The 21,141-nt window shown below is 40.8% G+C and carries 16 protein-coding genes and 2 pseudogenes; 15 read left to right on the forward strand and 3 right to left on the reverse strand.

The window, feature by feature from the left end; genetic code table 11:
• Positions 1-6: 6 nt before the first annotated feature.
• Positions 7-972, reverse strand: coding sequence for an asparaginase (locus tag NSQ85_RS03390; RefSeq protein ID WP_179974543.1), 966 nt, complete (start codon positions 970-972; stop codon positions 7-9).
• A gap of 73 nt (positions 973-1,045) precedes the next feature.
• Between NSQ85_RS03390 and NSQ85_RS03395 the strand changes: the two genes are divergently transcribed.
• From NSQ85_RS03395 to addA, 9 genes and pseudogenes are all read left to right on the forward strand, one after another.
• Entirely contained in the window at positions 1,046-2,431 is a 1,386-nt protein-coding gene (locus NSQ85_RS03395) for a Cof-type HAD-IIB family hydrolase (RefSeq protein ID WP_179973985.1), read from the forward strand.
• Positions 2,432-2,549: 118 nt separating this feature from the next.
• Positions 2,550-3,572, forward strand: a pseudogene (locus NSQ85_RS03400) (DUF6574 domain-containing protein).
• A 44-nt stretch (positions 3,573-3,616) separates the two neighbouring features.
• Positions 3,617-3,757 carry a hypothetical protein gene (locus tag NSQ85_RS03405; protein WP_179972262.1) on the forward strand — a complete coding sequence of 47 codons (141 nt, stop codon included), beginning with the start codon at positions 3,617-3,619 and terminating at the stop codon, positions 3,755-3,757.
• A 339-nt stretch (positions 3,758-4,096) separates the two neighbouring features.
• Positions 4,097-4,444 carry a hypothetical protein gene (locus NSQ85_RS03410; RefSeq protein ID WP_232087324.1) on the forward strand — a complete coding sequence of 116 codons (348 nt, stop codon included), beginning with the start codon at positions 4,097-4,099 and terminating at the stop codon, positions 4,442-4,444.
• Positions 4,425-4,661 (forward strand): hypothetical protein, encoded by a 237-nt coding sequence (locus NSQ85_RS03415; protein ID WP_226003588.1) that lies wholly within the window; start codon positions 4,425-4,427, stop codon positions 4,659-4,661. Before NSQ85_RS03410 ends, NSQ85_RS03415 begins: the two co-directional genes overlap by 20 nt.
• A gap of 214 nt (positions 4,662-4,875) precedes the next feature.
• Positions 4,876-5,338: pseudogene (locus tag NSQ85_RS03420) on the forward strand (LytTR family DNA-binding domain-containing protein).
• Between the two features lie 6 nt (positions 5,339-5,344).
• Positions 5,345-5,995, forward strand: a complete 651-nt coding sequence (locus tag NSQ85_RS03425) for a hypothetical protein (protein ID WP_232086947.1) — start codon at positions 5,345-5,347, stop codon at positions 5,993-5,995.
• Positions 5,996-6,486: 491 nt separating this feature from the next.
• The gene (rexB, locus tag NSQ85_RS03430; protein WP_179973983.1) at positions 6,487-9,807 is read left to right on the forward strand and encodes an ATP-dependent nuclease subunit B; all 3,321 of its coding nucleotides are present in this window, start codon (positions 6,487-6,489) and stop codon (positions 9,805-9,807) included.
• Positions 9,797-13,450, forward strand: a complete 3,654-nt coding sequence (gene addA / locus NSQ85_RS03435) for a helicase-exonuclease AddAB subunit AddA (RefSeq protein ID WP_340781149.1) — start codon at positions 9,797-9,799, stop codon at positions 13,448-13,450. The genes rexB and addA overlap by 11 nt, the downstream gene beginning before the upstream one ends.
• A gap of 393 nt (positions 13,451-13,843) precedes the next feature.
• On the opposite strand, the gene NSQ85_RS03440 is transcribed toward addA, so the two are convergent.
• The gene (locus tag NSQ85_RS03440) at positions 13,844-14,575 is read right to left on the reverse strand and encodes a DUF554 domain-containing protein (protein WP_179973981.1); all 732 of its coding nucleotides are present in this window, start codon (positions 14,573-14,575) and stop codon (positions 13,844-13,846) included.
• Between the two features lie 273 nt (positions 14,576-14,848).
• Between NSQ85_RS03440 and NSQ85_RS03445 the strand changes: the two genes are divergently transcribed.
• The 6 genes from NSQ85_RS03445 to NSQ85_RS03470 all read left to right on the forward strand — a co-directional run bounded on the left by NSQ85_RS03445 (position 14,849) and on the right by NSQ85_RS03470 (position 20,549).
• Positions 14,849-15,580, forward strand: a complete 732-nt coding sequence (locus NSQ85_RS03445) for an ABC transporter ATP-binding protein (protein WP_179972258.1) — start codon at positions 14,849-14,851, stop codon at positions 15,578-15,580.
• Positions 15,581-15,582: 2 nt separating this feature from the next.
• Positions 15,583-17,172, forward strand: a complete 1,590-nt coding sequence (locus tag NSQ85_RS03450; RefSeq protein ID WP_340781154.1) for an ABC transporter permease — start codon at positions 15,583-15,585, stop codon at positions 17,170-17,172.
• Positions 17,173-17,307: 135 nt separating this feature from the next.
• Positions 17,308-18,111, forward strand: a complete 804-nt coding sequence (gene proB, locus NSQ85_RS03455) for a glutamate 5-kinase (protein ID WP_014621941.1) — start codon at positions 17,308-17,310, stop codon at positions 18,109-18,111.
• Position 18,112: 1 nt separating this feature from the next.
• Positions 18,113-19,363, forward strand: a complete 1,251-nt coding sequence (locus NSQ85_RS03460; protein ID WP_014621940.1) for a glutamate-5-semialdehyde dehydrogenase — start codon at positions 18,113-18,115, stop codon at positions 19,361-19,363.
• 323 nt (positions 19,364-19,686) lie between these two features.
• Positions 19,687-19,833 (forward strand): hypothetical protein, encoded by a 147-nt coding sequence (locus tag NSQ85_RS03465; RefSeq protein WP_340781155.1) that lies wholly within the window; start codon positions 19,687-19,689, stop codon positions 19,831-19,833.
• A gap of 359 nt (positions 19,834-20,192) precedes the next feature.
• Positions 20,193-20,549 (forward strand): DUF805 domain-containing protein, encoded by a 357-nt coding sequence (locus tag NSQ85_RS03470; protein ID WP_340781156.1) that lies wholly within the window; start codon positions 20,193-20,195, stop codon positions 20,547-20,549.
• 305 nt (positions 20,550-20,854) lie between these two features.
• On the opposite strand, the gene NSQ85_RS03475 is transcribed toward NSQ85_RS03470, so the two are convergent.
• A complete protein-coding gene (locus tag NSQ85_RS03475) occupies positions 20,855-21,082 on the reverse strand; it encodes a hypothetical protein (protein ID WP_340781157.1) in 228 nt (75 codons plus the stop codon).
• Positions 21,083-21,141 lie beyond the last annotated feature (59 nt).

Below are 21,141 nucleotides of genomic sequence, written 5' to 3' on the forward strand. Positions count from 1 at the left end.
CATGTCTTACCCCTCAATATAATCTTTCAATTCTTGGGCTTCTAGTCCTGCACTGAGTGCAATGAGGAGCTTGAGACGAGCTTTTGGAGCATTGAGTTCTTTGACGAACATAACGCCTGCTTCTTGGAGTTTAACACCACCACCATCATAGGCATAGACTGGCTCGGTGATGCCGTTAAAGCAACGGGAAACGAGTACAACGGAAACTCCCTTGTCCATAAGTGACTTAATTTCTCTTGCAGCTAGTGGGGGGAGATTTCCGGCGCCTAGGGCCTCGATAACCACGCCGTCAATCTTTTCAGGGTCTAGGAGACTGATGATACCATCTCCAATTCCCATTCCAGCATAAGCCTTAATGATTGGCACAGTTCCTGTAATTTGTTTCAAGTCAAAGCGAACACGAGGCTCAGCAGTTTTGAACCAGAGGATATCATGCTTCATGATGATGCCTAGTGGACCATGGGTTGGTGTTTGGAAGGTTGCCACGTTTGTAGTATGGGTCTTAGTCACGTACTTGGCCGCATGGATTTCATCGTTCATAACGACTAGGACACCTTTATCGGCAGCCTTGTCATTGCTTGCGACACGAAGGGCTGAGAGATAGTTGTAGACGCCATCGCTTCCTAGTTCGTTTGACGAACGCATGGCACCTGTTATGACGATTGGAATTTCAGGAACGTTCATGGTATCTAGGAAGTAGGCTGTTTCTTCCAGTGTATCTGTTCCGTGGGTGATAACCACCCCGTCATATTGTCCAGCTGTTTCCTTGATTTTTTTATAAATATCAAGCATGTGGTAAGGCGTAATGTGTGGGCTAGGGATGTTAAAGAAGTCTAGGACAGTTAAGGCTAGATTATCTAGATCAAGTCCAACATGGTTCATGGGATTATCAGCATTTTGACTGACCTTGCCATCGTCATCTGCGGACATGGAAATGGTTCCTCCAGTATGAAGGACTAGGATTTTTTTAATCATTTATACTACTCACTATCATATTTATGCTATAATTTATTTTAACACAAAAAGTTAGAAGGAGGGGAGCTTTATGGCGATTAAAGCAGTCTTTTTTGATATTGATGGGACCTTTTTAAATGATCGAAAGCGTGTGTCGAGTTCAACCAAAAAAGCTATCAGTCAAATGAAGGACGATGGACTCTTGGTTGGTTTGGCAACAGGTCGTGGTCCAGGATTTGTTCAGCCTTTCATGGACAATCTAGGTCTTGATTTTGCAGTGACTTATAATGGTCAGTATATTTTGACCCATGACAAGGTTCTTTATCAAAACCAGCTCCCTAAGTCAACTATCTACAACTTAATCCGCTATGCTACCAAGCACCGTAGAGAGATTTCTCTAGGGACTAGCACAGAACTGGTTGGTTCCAATATCATTAGTATGGGGACTAGTAAGTTTGGACAAATGGTAAGCCGTATTGTGCCAAAGTCTTGGGCTAAGATGGTGGAACGTAGTTTCAAATCCTTAATTCGTCGTTTTAAGCCACAGAGCATGGAGACCCTCAAAACAATTATGCGCGAGCCGGTTTATCAGGTGGTTATGGTGGCGACGGAGGAGGAAACCCAGGCTATCGAGGAAAAATTTCCACACGTAAAGATTACACGTTCAAGCCCTTATTCAGCCGATATTATTTCAGCTGGACAGTCTAAACTTAAAGGCATTGCCCATCTAGGTGAGGTTTTTGGTTTCGAACTCAGCGAGGTTATGGCCTTCGGAGATTCGAAAAATGACCTAGAAATGCTATCTGGTGTTGGTATTGGTGTTGCCATGGGAAATGGGGAAGATGAACTGAAAGATCATGCTACCCATGTCACTGATACCAATAACCAAAACGGGATTGCAAAAGCCTTGTCCCATTATGGTTTGATTCACTTTGAAACAGAGAATTCCTTCACCAGTGATGATGACAACTTTAACAAGGTTAAGGATTTCCACTATTTGATGGATGGCTCTACCAATGATATGCCTCGTGTCTTTAGCATAGAAGAGGCTAGTCATCGTTCGGACTTTAAGTTGGAGGAAATTGTCGAGTTTCTTTATGCCTCATCAGGTGGGGATAAGCGTGTTTTTGGCCAAGCTATTCTAGATTTACATGCTGCTCTTGATAAGGCTGCACTCAAGGTTAGTTCTAAAGAGCACTCAGAGTCAACAATGGTTGGCCAGGTGGATGCTTTGACAGACTTGCTTTATTTGACCTATGGTTCATTTGTTCTTATGGGGGTGGATCCTAAGCCTTTCTTTGATACCGTTCATGAGGCTAATATGGGTAAAATTTTCCCAGATGGCAAGGCTCACTTTGATCTAGTTACTCATAAGATCCTTAAACCAAGTGACTGGGAAGAGCGTTTTGCGCCAGAACCTCATATAAAACGAGAGTTGGATCGTCAGATTCAGAAATCGATCCAAAGAAATAAATAAGAAGAGAAAAAGGTTTGGACAGTCTGCTCCAAACCTTTTTCTAATAAAAATGACATTTATTGATAAGCCCTATTTGTGGAAAAATAATGTCATTCTATGTATTTTTAAGGAGTTTATTATGACTAAAGCAGATTGGTTAGATTTTTTTGAAGCCATTAATGTTCGTTCAGCAACTGAAGAACAAATTGCAGCAACACTTGCAGCAGGTGAGTTTCAAGATGACGCACCAGCAGTTGAAGCGGCGCCTGTTCAAGAAGCACCAGCACAACCAATCTTTGCAGGGGCTTAAACAACTCCAGTCCAAGGAGTACCAAATCAAGCAGTGCGACCACAAGCTGGCTTTGCGAATGGGCAAGCTGGTCAGCAAGTAGCTTTTGCTAACGGTCAACCTCTTCAACCAGGTCAAAATGTCCAATTTATCAATGGCCAAGCTGTAGTTGTTCCAGCCCAATCATCAGCATTTGCAACAACTTTCAAAAATTACTGGACATGATTGCTTAATGCATGGCGTCGTCTAGCAGATATGACAGATTATGGTAAACATAATGCTTGGCTTAATTATATCTTCTTGTCATTCTTTACAGGGCTTGCATTCTTTACTATCTTGAGCGCAATAGGACGTAAAATGGTTAACACTTTAGAGTCGACAGCGAGTGTATTCAGCAGTATCTTTGGATCTTTCGGATCAAATGATTACTCACCATCAGTTTCAAGTCATGCATCTAGTATTGGTTTTGCGGCTTTCTTTGCAAGTATTTTAGCTGCCTTCCTCTTTATCTTTGCTTTCATCTTGGCAGGATTTATAACACGTAAGGCCATCTTTCGTGACCCTGCAACAACCTTCTTAATTAGCTTCGATCGTTTTGGTCGTTTGACATCATTAGCCTTGCCAGTATTGCTTGTAACTATCTTGTTGGGAGCTATTGGACTTGTTGTCTTCCCAAGCTTTTTATTTAATATCGTTTGTACTTTGTTTGCAATTGCTAACCTCTTTACAATTGTTCCTGTAACAACAGCATGGAAGGCTGATAAGTTCTATCAAATGATCTTGGCAGCACTCTTGAACGGTGTCATTTTGTCTATCTTATTTGCGATCATATCTACTATCATGTCATCATTTATAATAGGTCTTCTATTCTAAGTAAGCTTAACTATTTTTGAAAAGGCAAGTGTATAGGAGTCTTTATGGCAACAAAAGAAAAGTGGATTGATTTATTTGAAAAGGCAGTTGGTCGTCCGCCCCGTGTCTTAGAAATTGAAGAAGGCCAAAAATCAGACTTTGATTTAAAGGCTATTAAAGGCATTTCCGCAATGGGATTGGATTAGGAAGTTGCTGCTCCTGAACTAACAGAAAAAGTTGATGAGTATGACGTTGCCGAGGAAGTGGTTGAAGATGTGGCCCTTGATGACGAAGAGGAAACGACTTTATTAGAAACTGAGGAGCTCACGCCGGTGTCTCGCGAAGACCAGACACATACCGAAGAACATTCATAAGCTACTTCTAAAGAAGCACAAGTAATCTGGATGAAGGCCTTCAAAAACTAAGTAGGTCGTCGTCAGCCTCGTCCTGAGGAATTTCTTATAGGTAGGTCTTCAGGTTATGATGAGTCGATCATCTATCAGTTTATCTCATATGGTAAGGCTGCTAAACCTGGCAATTCAGCCATGGCTAAAGGAAAGAAGACCCCGATTATTGCTGATATTATCGTGGTAGTCTTAGCGCTTGCTGGTTATGGATTTGGTTCTTATTACTACTCACGTGGTCAAGTAGCAGATCGTTATGAAGCAGCAACTTATGGTAAGTTTGTTAGTTATGCCTCAAATCATAACACAACTCCAGATGGTGTTTCTGACATTTTCCTTAATGGTACTGATGATACCATGTATAAGGATGTAACGGCTGATATCGATAAAAATACTACGGGAGCCAAGAACCGTTCCGCTGATAGTATTATTTTCTCAGATGTTGATGAAACTGAATTCGTTCAGACTGGTGAAAAGACCTTTCTTTAAAGTAACTTTCACGGCAGTCTATGATTTCTATTATGGCTATGATTCGAAGTTCAAGTCATCAGGAGATATTAAAGACAAAATTTCATGGTCATGTAATGTAGAATATGTTGGTGACGATAGTGACTCTAGTGGTAGCAGTTCTAACTACAGCGACTACCGTATCAATGGTAAAGCTGTCGAACCACAAAAAGTGAGTCGTGAAGATACTGTGAAATAGTAGTTGTTTTCTCATAGATCTAGTCATTGTTAAACTGATTACAATTAGGAGGGTAACCCTCTCTACTAAAAATGAGAGCCTGGTAATTGCCAGGTTCTTTTGTTTGTCTGTTTTTACCTCTTAGGGGCTAAACTGTACCACTTACCTAAAAGGCCTTGTTTTGTTTAAAGTAGCTGTAATAATAGAACCATCAAAAGGACAAAAAAGGAGTATTATGAAAGTTAGCATCGCATTGGACCCTTCTATAGATGAGCCTGAAATCTTGATTCGAGCTCCTCAATTAACAGAAGAAATAGCCACAGCTCCAAGAGTCCATTTTAAAGCAAAAGTTGGCTCCTTTAGCCTTTTATAAGGATCGTAGCGAATATTTTCTGGATTTGGAAACGCTTCTCTTTTTTGAAACAGATGGAGAGAGGATTTATGGGCATACCAAGGACGAGGCTTATGAGGTCAAGCAGAAGAGCTGCTTCCGATTGCCTTTTGTTGGATTTCCGAATCAACCATTGTCAACATAAAGCAGATTTATTCTTTAGAGAACTCTTTTTCAGGGACCAGCACGGTTAATTTCTATCAGATCCATAAGCAGGTTCATGTTATCAAGACGCTACTATCCAGTTTTAAAAGAACGACTAAACGAAATGAGAAAGAAATTAGTTGGGATCCTCTTGATCCTTTAGGCAGCTTTGGTTATTATACAAGACTATTTTATACAATGGGAAATTAGTTTTTGGATGTTAGCTTGGGTAGTCTTACTGGCTATTTTGTCCCTTTCTAGTTTTTTGAAACACCACTTTTTTTGGGGATTCATCTATGGTGTTTTGGCTCTCTTTTCACTCAATGGGCAGTTTCACTTTCTTACAGTATCCAATTCTGTCGTTATCATTTCTTCTATTCTTGCAGTTATTGGCTTGAATATCCTCTTCAATTCTTCTAGTAAAACAAAGAATCGTTTTGGATTGGGTTCTACTGGCTCAGACGCTAACAATGGTGGTAATGATATTGATGTGACTTTTTCAACGGTGACCAAATATCTCAATGACCAACACTTTACGCATGGAAGTGCGGATATAAGTCTGGGAGAAGCCTCGGTTTATTTTGATAACTGCCGTATTGAAGGGCCGTCTGCCCAGTTTGATGTGGACGTTTATCTGGGAAGTCTGAGTCTCTATGTGCCCAGTGATTGGCGGGTACATGTTAATGTGGACAACTTGCTCTCGGTTATTCAACACCAGGAAAATCCAAGCAATTTGACTAGCAAGGATTTATACATTAAAGGGGAAGTTTCCTTGGGTAATTTAGAAATTATGTATGTTGGTGAAAATGTGATTAATTAAGTTAGTGTAGGGAACCTCTGATTAATATAATACCTATTGTTTTATCTCAATCCCTGTGATAAGATAGACTCAATCTATTTTCAAGAGGGACAAGAGCTCTGAGATTCCTAACGTCATCAAGTCTGTTAAATCAACTAATACTCGAGGGAGTAAGACAAGGGAGAGTTTTTGAAAAGCTGTTCGGTATCACTCTCTTTTTTTCCTACTAGAACAGGAATTAATTTTTAAATAAAGTTGTGGTGCTAAATCTTTTGATTTGGTTCTTTTTTTGGGTAGAGGACCAGATATTTTGGGCTTTTCCTGTAGGAGATAAGCTTATGTCTGGCCCATAGGCCAGAGGTCTAGAAAGGGATGAGGGAGGAGTCTGATTGTCGGTTAATTCTGTGTTATAATAGCAAGGATTAGTGGTTGTTAGTGCTAAGTGAATGGCAATTCTTGCTTAGTCCGACTTAGTCCGAACGGCTGGTGTAGAGACAAGAAAGGGACGTCTTATGAAATTACTTTATACGGATATGTCTCAGGATTTAACAGAAATTCTGACGGAGCAGGCGTCTAGCTATGCTCAAAAGGGAAAGAGGGTTTTTTATATTGCTCCTAGTGCCCTATCCTTTGAAAAGGAGCGAAAGGTTTTAGAATACCTGCCTCAGTCAGCATCTTTTGACATTACGGTGACTCGTTTTACTCAGATGGCTAGGTATTTTATTCTCAATACGAGTAACCCAAAGACTCAGTTGGATGATACAGGTTTGGCCATGATTTTTTATAAAGTGTTGTTGCACATGGGCGATGATGAGCTCAAGGTCTATGGCCGTTTGCGTAAGGATAGCAACTTTATTAATCAATTGGTGGACCTTTATAAAGAGTTGCAGCAGGCCAATATGACAGTATTGGATTTGCAGCATTTGGATCAGGTTGAAAAACAAGAGGATTTGGTAAGGATTTTCAGTGCAGCTCAGGACCTCTTGTTGGCAGGAGATTTTGACAATCAATCAAAGCTCAGTGCCTTCTTTAAGGAAATCACCTCAGGGCATCTGGATGAGGCCTTGAGTAACACAGTTTTGGTCATTGATGGTTTTACCCGTTTCTCGGCTGAGGAGGAGGCTCTGGTTGCACTCTTGAACGACAAGTGCCACCAGATTGTAGTTGGGACCTATGCTAGTCAAAAAGCTTATAAGGCCAATTTTGTTTATGGCAATGTTTATCAGGCCTCAGTGGACTTCTTGAGGACTTTGGCTCAGACATATAAAGTGATACCCGACTACGTGACGACAGACAAGGAGGGCAATCTTTCTTTTGCGCGTATTAGTCGTCTTTTGGAGAGCCGTCATGACTTTAGTACGGTAGATGAGACGGTAATTGAGCAGGATAAGCATGCCCTGAAGATTTGGGAAGTGGTCAACCAGAAAGAAGAAGTGGCCCAGGTTGCCAAGAGTATTCGTCAGTTGCTGGCAGATGGCAAGCGTTACAAGGATATTTTGGTCTTGCTTGGTGACGAGGAGAGTTACAAGCTTCACGTGGGGCAGATTTTCCGAAAATTTGATATTCCCTATTATTTCGGCAAGGAAGAAAGCATGTCTAGCCATCCTTTGGTGCAGTTTGTGGATTCGCTAGAGCGTATCAAGCGCTATAACTACCGTGCTGAGGATTTGCTTAACCTTGTAAAATCCGGTCTCTATGGTGGTTTTGCTCAAGAGGGTTTAGACATTTTTGAGTATTATGTCAATTTTGCGGATATCAAGGGGCGTCATAAATTCTTGTCTAATTTTACAGCTAATAGTCGTGATAAGTATAATTTAGACCAGATCAATGTCTTGCGGTCACAATTGATAGAGCCCTTGGATAAGTTTCTTAATAGTCGCAAACAAAAGGGATCTAGTCTACTCAAGAAACTGGTGATCTTTTTAGAGGCTGTGCAACTGCCAAGGCAGATGGTTGAATTGTCCACCAAGGCCAGTGAAGCTGAAAAAGAACAGAATGAACAGGTTTGGAAGGCTTTCACTCATATCTTGGAGCAGGTTGAGACTATCTTTGGAGACGAATCGCTCTCAGTAGACGACTTTTTGTCTATCTTGCGTTCGGGAATGTTGGCCTGTGATTACCGTACGGTTCCAGCCACTGTTGATGTGGTCAATGTGAAAAAATACGACTTAATACAGCCACATTCGGCTCCGTATGTTTTTGCCTTGGGGATGACCCAGTCACATTTTCCTAAGGTAGGACAAAATAAGAGTCTCCTGTCTGATGAGGAGCGTAGTCGTATCAATGAGGCGACGGATGAGCACAGGAGTTTGGATATTGTTACGCAGAGCAATAGTAAGCGAGGTCATTTCATGGCTATGTCGCTTTTGAATGCTGCTAGTGAACAATTAGTGCTTAGTCAGCCACAAATTATAAATGAAAGTCAAGATGACATGTCGGTTTATTTGAAGGAGCTTCTTGACCTTGGTATTCCTTTGGTGGAAAAGGGACGCAATCGTTTCGAAGCAAAGGGGGACCAGATTGGGAACTATAGAGACCTTCTGTCGACTGTCATTGCCCTTAACAGTAGCCATTTGGATCTTGACTTGGACAAAGAAACCAAGACTTTCTGGTCGGTTGCTGTACGTTATCTCCGTAAGCGACTTGATAAGGATCAAGTCTTGATTCCAAAGGTGATTGACGATGTGACGACAACCAAGGTGGACGATCAGGTCATGCAGTTGGTCTTTCCGAAGGAAGAACCACTGAAATTATCAGCTACAGCTCTGACGACCTTCTATAACAACCAATATCTTTATTTCTTGCGTTATGTTTTGGAACTTGAGGAGCTAGAGTCTATCCATCCGGATGCTCGACACCATGGGACTTATTTACACCGAGTCTTTGAGCGTGTGATGGGTGATTCGTCGTCAGAAAGCTTCGATGATAAATTGGAAAAGGCCATTGCTCAGACCAATCAGGATCACCCTTTTGAAATTCTCTATACTGAGGACCAAGAGAGTCGTTTCTCACTTCAGATTTTGGAGGACATAGCGCGTTCAACAGCCAGTGTTCTACGTGACAATGCGGCGGTTAAGGTTGAGCGTGAGGAAGTCAAGTTTGACTTGCTTTTAGAAAATAGCATCAAGATTACTGGGATTATTGACCGAGTGGACCGTTTAACAGATGGTGCTCTGGGTGTTGTTGACTATAAAACAGGTAAAAATGTCTTTGATATTCAGAAATTCTACAATGGCCTCAGTCCGCAATTGGTGACCTACCTGGAGGCTCTCCGTCAAACCTATAAGGTTGATGCTGATCAACTTTTTGGGGCTATGTATCTTCACATGCAGGTCCCACAGCTTAACCTAGCTCAGATTGGTTTGGAAAAGCTAGTGGCTCAGGCTCATAAGGAATTGACTTATAAGGGACTTTTTGTGGCTTCAGAAACGGAGCATTTGACTGGTGGAAACTATGATCTGCAAAAGACTGTCACCTATGACAAGGAGGATTTAGAAACCTTGTTGGAATACAATATTAAGCTCTTTAGGAGTGCTGCTGAAGTTATTCGAAGTGGGAATTTTGCGATCAATCCTTATACTGAGGATGGCAAGTCTGTTCAAGGGGATCAAATCAAGTCTATTACTCACTTCGAGGCCGACCGCCACATGGGACAGGCTCGTAAACTCTTGCGTTTACCCAAAAAGGGCAAGAAGGAAGCCTATTTGGAGTTGATGGCAAAAACTGAGGAAGAGAATCAGATGCAAGTTTCTGAAAATCCTATCTCCTTTTCAGTCATTGATCATGCTGTGAGAGTAGACAAAAAAGACCAGGAGGATAACCATGTTGACTAAAGCTTTTTTAAGTCCAGCAGAGATTGAGGAACGTATTGCCCAAGAAGCAGCTTCTGACAAGGATTGCAAGTTAACACCTGAACAGATTGAAGCTATTTACAGTAATGGTACTAATATTTTGGTATCTGCCTCAGCTGGTTCAGGGAAAACCTTTGTCATGGTTGAGCGTATCCTTGATATGATTGGACGTGGCGTTAGTATTGATCAACTCTTTATCTCAACCTTTACGGTAAAAGCTGCAGGTGAGTTAAAGGAGCGTCTAGAAAAGCGGCTGACAAAGCATTTAGGACAGGCAGAGACGGATGAGGAGCGGGCATTTCTTTCAGAACAGATTGCCAAGATTGGGACGGCTGATATTGGAACCATGGATGCCTTTACCCAGAAATTGGTCAATCAGTATGGCTATCTCCTGGGTGTGTCACCTACTTTCCGTATCATGACAGACCTTGCTGAGCAGACGCTTATGAAAAATGAGGTCTATGCTGATCTCTTCAATGATTACATGCAAGGAAAGGATGCCCAACTTTTTCAAAAATTGGTCCGTAATTTCACTGGACATAGCAAAACTAGCAAGGCTTTTCGTGATTTAGTTTACGATATTTACAGCTTTTCTCAGGCTACTGCAGATCCTGAAAAATGGCTACGTCAAAATCTCTTGAAAGGACAGATCGAGGCCAAGCCAGAACAGGCTAAAAATGAGCTTTTAGACGGTCTTAAAGATGGCTTGTTGGCTGATTTCCTAGCTTTCTTAAGAGACCATTTAGGTATAGCTCAGCGTGAATTTGCCAAGGCCAAGTATCTGAATAATGTGTCAGATGCCATTATCCTTCTTGAGGGCTCCTTGATTAATGACCAAACTGACATGGAGGACCTCCTCAAACAACTATTGACTCTGTCAGGAGGTACTGGTTTGACCAATATGACCCGTCCTAAAGATGAGGAACTCAAGGCCTACAAGGAAGCATACAACAAGACCAAAAATGAGTTTGTGGCTCAGTTGCGAGAGGTCGATACTCAGCTCACCGTTCTGGAGGTTTTGACCAAGCATAATGATGACATCCTACCTATGTTGGAGCTACTTCAGTTCTTTATACTTGATTTTTCGGATCAGTATTTACAGGCAAAGATTCAGGAAAATACCTTTGAATTCTCGGATATTGCTCACTTTGCTATCCGTATTTTGGAAGAAAATCCAGAGGTGGCAGTCAGATACCGTGACCGTTACCATGAAGTTATGGTGGATGAGTATCAGGACAATAGCCATACTCAAGAACGAATGTTGGAACTTCTATCTAACGGTCATAACCGATTCATGGTGGGAGATATCAAGCAGTCCATTTATCGTTTCCGTCAGGCAGACTCTCAGATTTTTAATGGTAAGTTTCAGCTTTTCCTTGAAAATCCTGATGCAGGTAAGCTGATTCTCCTTAAGGAAAACTTTCGTAGTCAATCTGAAGTCATTGATGCGACAAATGGTGTTTTTAGCCACCTCATGGATCAGGAAATCGGGGACATCCTATATGACAAGACTCATATGTTGGTAGCAGGTAGTCAGAAGCAAAAAGAGCCCCATCCTGAAAATGAAACTGAGGTTCTGATTTATAATAGTGATGAATCTAGTACGAGTGAGGATGAAGAAGGTCCTGATCAAGCTATCAGCAGCGGTGAGATTTCCTTGGTTATCAAAGAAATTATCAAACTTCATGAGCAGGGTGTACGTTTTGAGGACATCACCCTCCTAGCACCGAACCGTAACACCTATCTGGACTTGATGGTAAGTTTCGAGGAACACGGGATTCCCTTGGTTCCTGACGAGTATAAGTCAAGCTACCTAGAGTCGCTAGAAGTTATGATTATGTTGGACACCCTTCGTGCTATCAATAATCCTCTTAACGATTATGCTCTCGTTGCTCTCCTTCGTTCACCTATGTTTAACTTCAACGAGGATGACCTGACTCGTATCGCAGTTCAGGCTGACAAAGGCCAATTCTATGATAAGCTTCTTGCAGCTCATACCAAATCAGGTCTTTATCCGGAAGTTGTGACGCAAGGACTTGATGCCAAGTTGACTCTCTTCACAGAGACTCTGGCAGATTGGCGTGACTACGGTAAGTGTCATTCGATTTATGACCTCATTTGGAAGATTTACAACGACCGTTTCTATTATGACTACGTCGGAGGTCTTCCACGAGCTGAGCAACGCCAGGCCAATCTTTATGCCCTTGCCTTGCGTGCTAATGCTTATGAAAAGACAGGATTTAAGGGGCTTTCTCGTTTTATTGGCATGATTGATAAGATTATTGCCAGCGGTAATGACCTAGAGGAAGTGACAGATTTGGTTCCCAAAAATGCCGTTAGCCTCATGACCATTCACAAGTCCAAGGGGCTAGAGTTCAAGTATGTCTTTGTCCTGCAGATGAATCGCAAGTTCATTGGTCACAGCAAGGATGGCCTGAGTGGTAAGTATATTATCAATCGTGAAAAAGGGCTTGGTATTAAGTATCTAGCTGACCTCAAAGACCAGATAAACACCAATTTGCCTAAGTTAAATGTTGTTCTTGAGACCTTGACCTTCCAGGAAAATCGTAGGGAAGAGCGCAGGGCAAGTATTTCAGAAGAGATGCGTCTACTTTATGTGGCAATGACACGTGCAAAGAAGAAACTCTACCTAGTTGGTAAGGGAAGTAAGGAAACCTTAACCCAGCAGTATGGCACTGATATCGAAAATAATCGCCTACCAGTGGCTCTACGTGACCAGATTGCTACTTATCAGGATTGGATTATGGCACTTGATACTGCTTTTATGAGAAAGAACCTCAAGTTTACTGTTCGCTTTATTGAGGATGAGGAGTTGACGCCAGAGGCTATTGGACAGGTTGAAGTCAAGGCAGCAGTAGATGCCGATGATTTATCTAACAATCGTCAGACGGAGGAGATTGAGCGTGCCTTGACTGTCTTAGAAAGTGTTGAAAAACTCAACCACCTTTATGCACCAGCGATTAACCTACCATCTGTGCGTACCCCAAGCCAGCTCAAGACCTTTTACGAACCAATTATGGATACAGAGGGCGTAGATATCATGGATAAGAAAGAAGGAGTGCAACCTCTTGAGACGGCTAGCACTTTTGAGCTACCAGACTTTGGGCAAAAAACTAAGGTCACTGGAGCTGCAGTTGGTTCAGCAACCCATGAACTCATGCAACGCTTGACTCTTTCTGATACAGTGACTCTCCAAGATTTGACTCAGGCACTGAGTCGGGTATCGGCATCTGATCAAGTCAAGGCGCGTGTTCAGTTAAAAAAACTTTTAGGCTTCTTTGATACAGAGCTCGGGAAGCTTATTTTGGCCAACCGTGATAAGTTGCGTCGTGAAGCACCTTTTGCCATGTTGGCAGAAGACCCAGCTAGTAAAGAAGACTTTGTTGTTCGTGGAATCATTGATGGCTATCTTCTTCTTGAAGACCGTATTGTCCTCTTTGACTACAAGACCGACCACTTCACTCGTCCTAGTGAGCTTAGGACGCGCTATCAAGGGCAAATGAGCCTCTATGCTAAAGCGCTTAGCCAAGCCTATCAAATGGAAAAGGTCGACAAATATCTTATCCTCTTGGGTGGAAAGGACTTAGAAGTTGTAGAAGTATAAGTTATCGCAGAACCATTCTTTCATAGTAGGAGAGTGGTTTTTGTATCTCAAACCCCTCAAAAAAGACTGGTGTGAATACACCGGTCTTTTTTGATAGATGTCCATTACTATTGTAAATTCGTTGAAATATTAGAGGGTGGAAATAGTTATGAAAAAAGTATCTTGTAAGTTGCTTAGGCCTAAAAGGGCTATTATAATAAACCAACTTTAGTATAAATAAGGTGAGAAAGAATTAAAATTATAAATACATAAATTATAAGGTTTCAATTATCTAAACCTGTAATAATCAGTAGAGTAATTCTCTTCAAAATGACTTTTTACCCCAATTTCCCAACAGATAAAATACCGCCAGGAGTTAAGTACCAACGGTATTTCGTTATTTCGATAGTAATTTCAGCCAAGAAAAGGCAAGATCCAATTAACCCAAGCCCAAGAAATAGGCATAACCAGAATCATGGCTGGAATCATGTCTGCTGTTGGGAATTGACGTAGTTTCATAATACGAAATCCCGTCGCAATCATGAGAAAGCCCCCACAAGCCTTAAAGTCTCCAATCATGGCTTTTGTCGTTAGAGGAAGAATGATCCCACCGCTCAAGAAGAGAAGGAAAAAAACAATAAATTGTGGAATGGCAATCATGGAAACTATGTAGCCCAGACTACAAGAGAAAATCATAGCTGTGAAGAAATCTAGGATAGACTTGGAAATTAAGATAGAAGCATCACCAGTCATTCCTGACTCAAGACTCCCGTAAATTCCTGTCCCACTCGCGCAAAAGAGGACGATAACTGTCAGAAGTTGTGCATAGAATTCATCGTGAGCCAGTCTGGTTTTCTTGCTTGGCGTAACCTTGGACAAGCCTTTTTCCATAAGTCCAGCTCCCTTGTTGATGAGGTTTCCAAGCTTCAATAAGAGGCCGATGATAGTACCGATAACCACCGCGAAGATAACCGCAGGCATATTAACCATATTCATAATAGCACTAATCCCCATAACCATAGAGGCTAGTCCGAATATGAGATTAAGGTTCTCCTTGAAGTCTTCTCTGAAATAGTCACCGAAGAGTCCTCCAGCGATTCCTCCTAGGATGATTGATAGCGAGTTGATGATAATTCCGGTTGGCACCAGTGATTTTCCTCCTATTTGTTCTAAATACTATAAGTTTAGCATTATCAAAGGCTGAAAGCAAAATCGTCTCGTATTTGTAAACTTTTCTTGAAATTGTACCTTTAAAATGATACAATAAATGAGAAGGTGATGAGATAGCCATATCTAAATCTATTGTCAGTGTTTTTAGAGTGTTGTTCATAAAAAATAAGGAAACAACTCTAACTCACAATCTGATATACATTATAAAATGAGACCATCGTTAAAGAGGTTCTCAAGAAAGGATAAAAGATGATTCGATTTGAACATGTAACGAAACGTTATGAAAATAAGGATGCTCTCTCAGATCTTAATCTCGAGATTCGAGACGGTGAAATCTTTGGTTTGATTGGTCACAATGGAGCTGGTAAAACCACGACTATTTCCATTTTGACGTCTATTATTGAAGCCAGTTACGGAGAAGTTTACGTGGATGATATGGCCCTCAGCCTACATCGTGATGCTATTAAGAAGAAAATAGCATATGTGCCAGATTCGCCGGACTTATTTCTAAATTTGACTGCCAATGACTACTGGTACTTTTTGACACGTATCTATGATTTGGAAGCTAATCAGGTTGAGGAACGTTTGATTAATCTCATGTCTACCTTTGACTTGACTGAAAATCGCTATAACCTCATTTCATCCTTCTCTCACGGTATGCGTCAGAAGGTTGTTGTTATCGGTGCTCTTCTGGTTAATCCACAGATTTGGATTTTAGATGAGCCTTTGACTGGTCTGGACCCACAGGCATCTTATGATTTGAAAGAAGCTATGCGTAACCATGCTAAGGAGGGCAATAGTGTACTCTTCTCAACCCACGTTTTAAGTGTAGCTGAACAGCTCTGTGATCGCATCGGTATTTTGAAGAAAGGAAAACTCATCTTCCAAGGGCCTCTAGCTGAACTTAAGCATCAGTACCCTGACAAGGATTTGGAAACCATTTATCTAGAAATGGCTGGACGTAAGGCCGAGGAGGTGTAGTCATGAACTGGAACCATGTTTGGGAGCTTTTTAAAATTAATCTCCTCTATGCGAATCCTCAAGCAGTTACAAGCCTACAGAAGCGTCAGGAGAAAAAGAAAAAAGCCAATTTTTCCATCGTTAACGCCATGCTCAGGCAGCAACTCTTGATTTTAATTATTTTTACGATTATCTATAGCTATCTTTTTGTAGGTATTGATTATAAGGCTAACCCTGGTGTTCTAACCCTATATCTCTTGATATTTTCAGTTATGGGACTTCTCCAGACATTTACAGCTCTCTATAGTACCTTTTATGATAGTAAAGATAGCAAGGTCTATTTACCTCTTCCCTTAAAACCATCAGAAGTTTTCCTTGCCAAGACCTTGTCAGGTTTTATGGTTGGTATGACCTTTATGGTACCTATCCTTAGTCTTCTGATTCTAGCTTACTGGCAATTTATTGGACCACTTGGGATACCTGTAGGGCTATTTGCCTTTATCCTTTGTCTTTTTGTCAATCTCGTTCTGTCAGTAGTTCTCGCTAATAGCATTGGGACCATGATTGTTCGTAGCTCTCGTCAAAAGCTCTATTCGAGTATCCTAATGACTCTGTCGACCCTATTGATTATGTTGCCTATCATGATGGTTGGTTTTCTTAATGGTTATATTAAGGGTGCTGGGCATGTCAATTTTCCCTTGTTGCCTTATCTAAGAGGTTACTATGATGTCGTAGCTGCTCCGCTGTCTATGGAGACTCTCCTAAATCTATACCTTCCTCTTGGCTTAGTATTCATTCTGGCCTATTGGTTTTATAAGGTTAGAATGCCTCGTTATTTTCACGAAGCGATTTATAACCAAAAGGCTAGAAAGACTCAGGCCAAAGCTGTTACTCAAAGTCAAAGACAGGTCTTGGTCCGACATCATTTATCTACTTTGGGAAATCCCACCCTCATTATTAATACCTATATGGTACCAGTGTTATATATGATCATGTTAGGTGGAGGTGCGGTCTTTTTGAAGGACCTGGGCCCAGACTATTTCGGACTTATGCTTTTAGTCGGAGTTGCCTTTGGTTTCTTTTCAGCCCAACCAACAAGTTTTCTTGGTGTAGCAACTTCCTTAGAGGGAACAAACTTTGACTTTATTCGTAGCTTGCCAATCAATACTGGTGACTATCTTCGTCAAAAGTTTTGGATTTTCTATGGCTTGCAAGTCAGTGTTCCCCTCTTATTAGGAGGACTTGGTTTAATATTCCTTGCACATCTCCATCCGGTTTTAGTACTGAGTTTCATCATTGGTTTCCTTGTGACAACCTATCTTGTAGGTGGCTATTTCTTTGAACGTGACCTTAAATTGTTAGAAGTGAATTGGCAAGAAGTCACCCAGCTCTTCAATCGGGGCGGCGGACAGTGGCTTTATATGGGGATTTTTATCCTTACCATTTTTATTGCAGCTTTGCTGGGTGGTCTTGTCTTCTTTGCAAGTAAGTTCTGGATTGCCCTAGTTGTTAATGTTATAGCAACTGGACTTCTAGTTTTAATTGCTCTAATCATTTATCTTTTTGTTGATCGTAGACGTTGGAAACGCATTAGAACTATGTTTTTTACCTAGGTCAAATTGTTTAAAGAGTCTCTCTGATTGGAGGGATTCTTTTTTGATGGATAATACTGGATACTGTCAATAATTATGTGTAAACCTATGCATTATATATGTTAAAATACAAGAATTTAGTATATAATCATAAACATGAAACGAAATTTTGACTCAGTAAAACGCCTAGTTATCAAAATCGGGACCAGCTCCTTGGTTTTGCCATCAGGGAAAATTAATCTTGAAAAAATCGATCAGCTAGCTTTTGTGATTTCTAGCTTACACAATAAAGGGATTGAGGTTGTCCTCGTATCCTCTGGTGCTATGGGATTTGGTCTTAATGTTCTAGATCTTGAGAAGCGTCCAGCAGAGGTAGGTAAGCAACAGGCTGTCTCAAGTGTAGGGCAGGTGGCCATGATGAGCCTTTATTCTCAAGTCTTTTCACATTACCAAACCAAGGTATCTCAGCTTCTTTTGACCCGTGATGTGGTCGAGTACCCCGAGAGTTTGGCCAATGCCATCAATGCCTTCGAAAGCCTCTTTGAGCTTGGAGTAGTTCCAATTGTTAATGAAAATGATGCTGTCAGTGTAGATGAAATGGATCATGCAACTAAGTTTGGGGACAATGACCGCTTGTCAGCTATCGTAGCTAAGGTTGTTGGTGCGGACTTACTTATCATGTTGTCAGATATTGATGGGCTCTTTGATAAGAACCCAAATGTCTATGAGGATGCAACCCTTCGTAGCTATGTACCAGAGATTACCGAGGAAATTCTAGCCTCAGCTGGTGCTGCTGGTAGTAAATTTGGTACGGGTGGTATGATGAGTAAAATTAAGTCAGCTCAGATGGTTTTTGAAAATCAAAGCCAAATGGTTTTAATGAATGGTGAAAATCCACGTGACATTCTTCGTGTCCTAGAAGGAGCCAAAATCGGTACACTTTTTAAACAGGAGGACTAATATGACATACGTTGATACATTGGGCCAGCAGGCCAAAGTGGCGAGTCGTCAGATTGCTAAATTGTCAACAGCAGCTAAAAACGACCTTTTAAATCAGGTAGCTAAAGCTCTAGTAGCTGAGAGTGACTATATTATCACTGAAAATGCTAAGGATATGGCCAATGCCAGCGAAAATGGCATTTCAAAGATTATGCAAGACCGCTTGCTCTTAACGGAAGACCGTATCGCAGGGATTGCTGAAGGTGTTCGTCAAGTCGCAGATCTCCAAGATCCCATCGGCCAAGTAGTTCGTGGTTATACAAATCTAGATGGTCTTAAAATTGTTCAAAAGCGTGTTCCCATGGGTGTTATCGCTATGATTTTTGAGAGCCGTCCTAATGTTTCAATCGATGCTTTTAGCCTTGCCTTTAAGACTAATAATGCCATTATTCTTCGTGGAGGACGTGATGCTATCAATTCCAATAAGGCTTTGGTTACGGTAGCTCGTAAAGCTTTGAAAAATGCAGGAATTACAGCAGATGCCGTTCAGTTTGTTGAAGATACCTCTCATGAGGTAGCCGAGGAACTCATGGTGGCGACCAAATATGTTGACTTGCTTATCCCTCGTGGCGGAGCCCGTCTCATCCAAACTGTGAAAGAAAAAGCCAAGGTTCCAGTCATCGAAACGGGAGTTGGTAACTGTCATATTTATGTGGATAAATATGCTAACTTAGATATGGCGACACAGATTGTCATCAATGCCAAGACCCAACGACCAAGTGTGTGTAATGCTGCAGAATCTCTCGTTGTTCATGCTGATATTGTAGAAGAATTCTTGCCTAACTTGGAAAAAGCTATTTCAAAAATTCAGTCTGTTGAGTTCCGTGCGGATGAAAGGGCTTTGAAACTTATGGAAAAAGCTGTACCCGCTTCACCAGAGGATTTTGCGACAGAGTTTCTTGACTACATTATGTCTGTTAAAGTAGTAGACAGCCTTGATGAGGCGATTAATTGGATTAACACTTACACGACATCGCATTCAGAAGCTATCGTGACTCAGGACATCAGTCGTGCTGAGCAATTCCAAGACGATGTTGACGCTGCAGCTGTCTATGTCAATGCCTCGACCCGTTTCACAGACGGTTTCGTCTTTGGACTGGGTGCTGAAATCGGAATCTCAACCCAAAAAATGCACGCCCGTGGACCAATGGGACTTGAGGCCCTAACTTCAACCAAGTTCTATATTAACGGTCAAGGTCAAATTAGAGAATAACTCATCAAGCTCCATGAGGGGCTTTTTTTGGTCAGTTTGCTAGAGTAAAACGCTTCTGATATATTGGGGGCATCAAAAATGAGGAGCTTTGGTGATGTTTTAAAGACCAATAAAAAGCTTCGTGTATACGAAGCTAATAAATGAGGTGATTTCATACGTCAGGTTATACTTGGCGTTTTTTATTATATTTTAAATTCAGTAATAAAATTCTAGATTAGAAGAGTATTGTTTTCCTGAAAAAATGAAAATATATTAAATTTTTCAAAAAATACCTAAAAAAGTCTTGACAAATTTTCGGGGAGGGGTAATTAGTGGGAGTTTTAATGTTTAAAAGTCAAAAGGAGTTTAGGATGAATTCTAAGAAAATCATTTCATCAGTTTCTTTGGCGACAGCTGTCCTTGCGACAGGTATCATTAGCCAAGAAGCACATGCTGATAGTGTTGATACTACTACGACAACAGCCAGTTAGGCACAGCCCCAGTTAGTTACCTCAGAACAATTTGCATCCGCAAAAGCAACATTTGAAAACAATCAAGAAGCTCAATCACAAGCTCAGTCAGCGGCTGATAGTAAAAAGCAGACCTTTGGAGTCTGCTTTTTGGATACCTAAATTTTATCGAAAATAGTAATATTATTTTGATAATAATTTTTGTATTCAATTATAATTGCTAGTCTATTTTATGGTGTTAATTGGTGTCAATTTCATCCCAATTTATGGCTTTTAGTCTATTATCATGAAAGTTTCATTTTTTAAATATTGCTATAAAGGGATTTGTAAGTATTGAGTATTTGTAGTTTTCAATAGAGAAATTCTCTAAAAAATATTGGATGGGCTATGTCGATCTCACGGGACGTTCCAGCTGCTCAGATTATTGGTTTGTCTATTTGGTCAATGTTCTGATTACATGGTGCCTATATATAGTGGTAGCAGTTGTTGGAATAATTGCTTCTTCAATTGGTTCAAGTGCTCTGGCAATCATTTCACTCATCCTTGGACTTATCATGTGGGTCTATACAATTGGTGAGTTCTTACCAGGTCTTGCTGTAATAGTTGGTAGTTTGCATGATACTGGATATACATGGCCTTATATTTTTACTATTTTTATTCCGTTTGTAGGTTGGATTATTTTACTTGTTTTGTTATGTAAGCCAACTAAAGTTGAGTCCCCATTTAACAACTCTTAGCGATCAATCTCGTATGGAATATTGTTCTCGGTATTATGATATTTACTTCGAAACCAGGTACGAAATACCATCAAGATGCTTTAGGAAATGAATTGCTCGATTAATGGATTTTGAATAATGTAGGTAATCAAACCAATTTTTGAATTCTTTTAAAGTTGGTTTCTCTAATCCCCTAATCTTTATGCTAATATTGCACATTTGAATATTTCTGATATAATTTTATCTAAGACTAATTGATACTAAAATTATATTTAATAAATGTGAATACTCTATGAAACTACTTCGTGTCATTTAAAAGAAAAACATTACCTTATTTTGGCTTTTACCCTACCGGCTATCCTTTTAGCTTTGGCAATCGTCTTTTTGTAGCTCACGCACAATCGTGATAAGGTACAAGTCAAGGTAGCTACTAAGCAGTCATCATCAAGCAAAACCAAGTTTTCGTCCAAGTCATCTAGCTCTAGTTCATCGACATTTTCAACAAGCTTAAGTGAATCTTCGTCCTCAAGCTCCTCGGTATAACTATGAGCCATCAACAACTGATACCGACTCAAATAGTGATACCTCAAGCTATACAGACCCTGCCTACGGC

It is taken from the genome of Streptococcus sp. FSL L8-0526, from assembly GCF_038007145.1.
GTDB lineage: Bacteria > Bacillota > Bacilli > Lactobacillales > Streptococcaceae > Streptococcus > Streptococcus thermophilus.

Bases quoted from the DNA above. Each gene is read 5' to 3' on its own strand.
- rexB (WP_179973983.1), top strand. From the start codon at position 6,487: ATGAAATTACTTTATACGGATATGTCTCAGGATTTAACAGAAATTCTG.
- NSQ85_RS03405 (WP_179972262.1), top strand. From the start codon at position 3,617: ATGGCAACAAAAGAAAAGTGGATTGATTTATTTGAAAAGGCAGTTGGT.
- NSQ85_RS03470 (WP_340781156.1), top strand. From the start codon at position 20,193: ATGGGCTATGTCGATCTCACGGGACGTTCCAGCTGCTCAGATTATTGG.
- NSQ85_RS03410 (WP_232087324.1), top strand. From the start codon at position 4,097: ATGGCTAAAGGAAAGAAGACCCCGATTATTGCTGATATTATCGTGGTA.
- addA (WP_340781149.1), top strand. From the start codon at position 9,797: ATGTTGACTAAAGCTTTTTTAAGTCCAGCAGAGATTGAGGAACGTATT.
- NSQ85_RS03395 (WP_179973985.1), top strand. From the start codon at position 1,046: ATGGCGATTAAAGCAGTCTTTTTTGATATTGATGGGACCTTTTTAAAT.
- proB (WP_014621941.1), top strand. From the start codon at position 17,308: ATGAAACGAAATTTTGACTCAGTAAAACGCCTAGTTATCAAAATCGGG.
- NSQ85_RS03465 (WP_340781155.1), top strand. From the start codon at position 19,687: ATGTTTAAAAGTCAAAAGGAGTTTAGGATGAATTCTAAGAAAATCATT.
- NSQ85_RS03475 (WP_340781157.1), bottom strand. From the start codon at position 21,082: ATGGCTCATAGTTATACCGAGGAGCTTGAGGACGAAGATTCACTTAAG.
- NSQ85_RS03450 (WP_340781154.1), top strand. From the start codon at position 15,583: ATGAACTGGAACCATGTTTGGGAGCTTTTTAAAATTAATCTCCTCTAT.
- NSQ85_RS03445 (WP_179972258.1), top strand. From the start codon at position 14,849: ATGATTCGATTTGAACATGTAACGAAACGTTATGAAAATAAGGATGCT.
- NSQ85_RS03460 (WP_014621940.1), top strand. From the start codon at position 18,113: ATGACATACGTTGATACATTGGGCCAGCAGGCCAAAGTGGCGAGTCGT.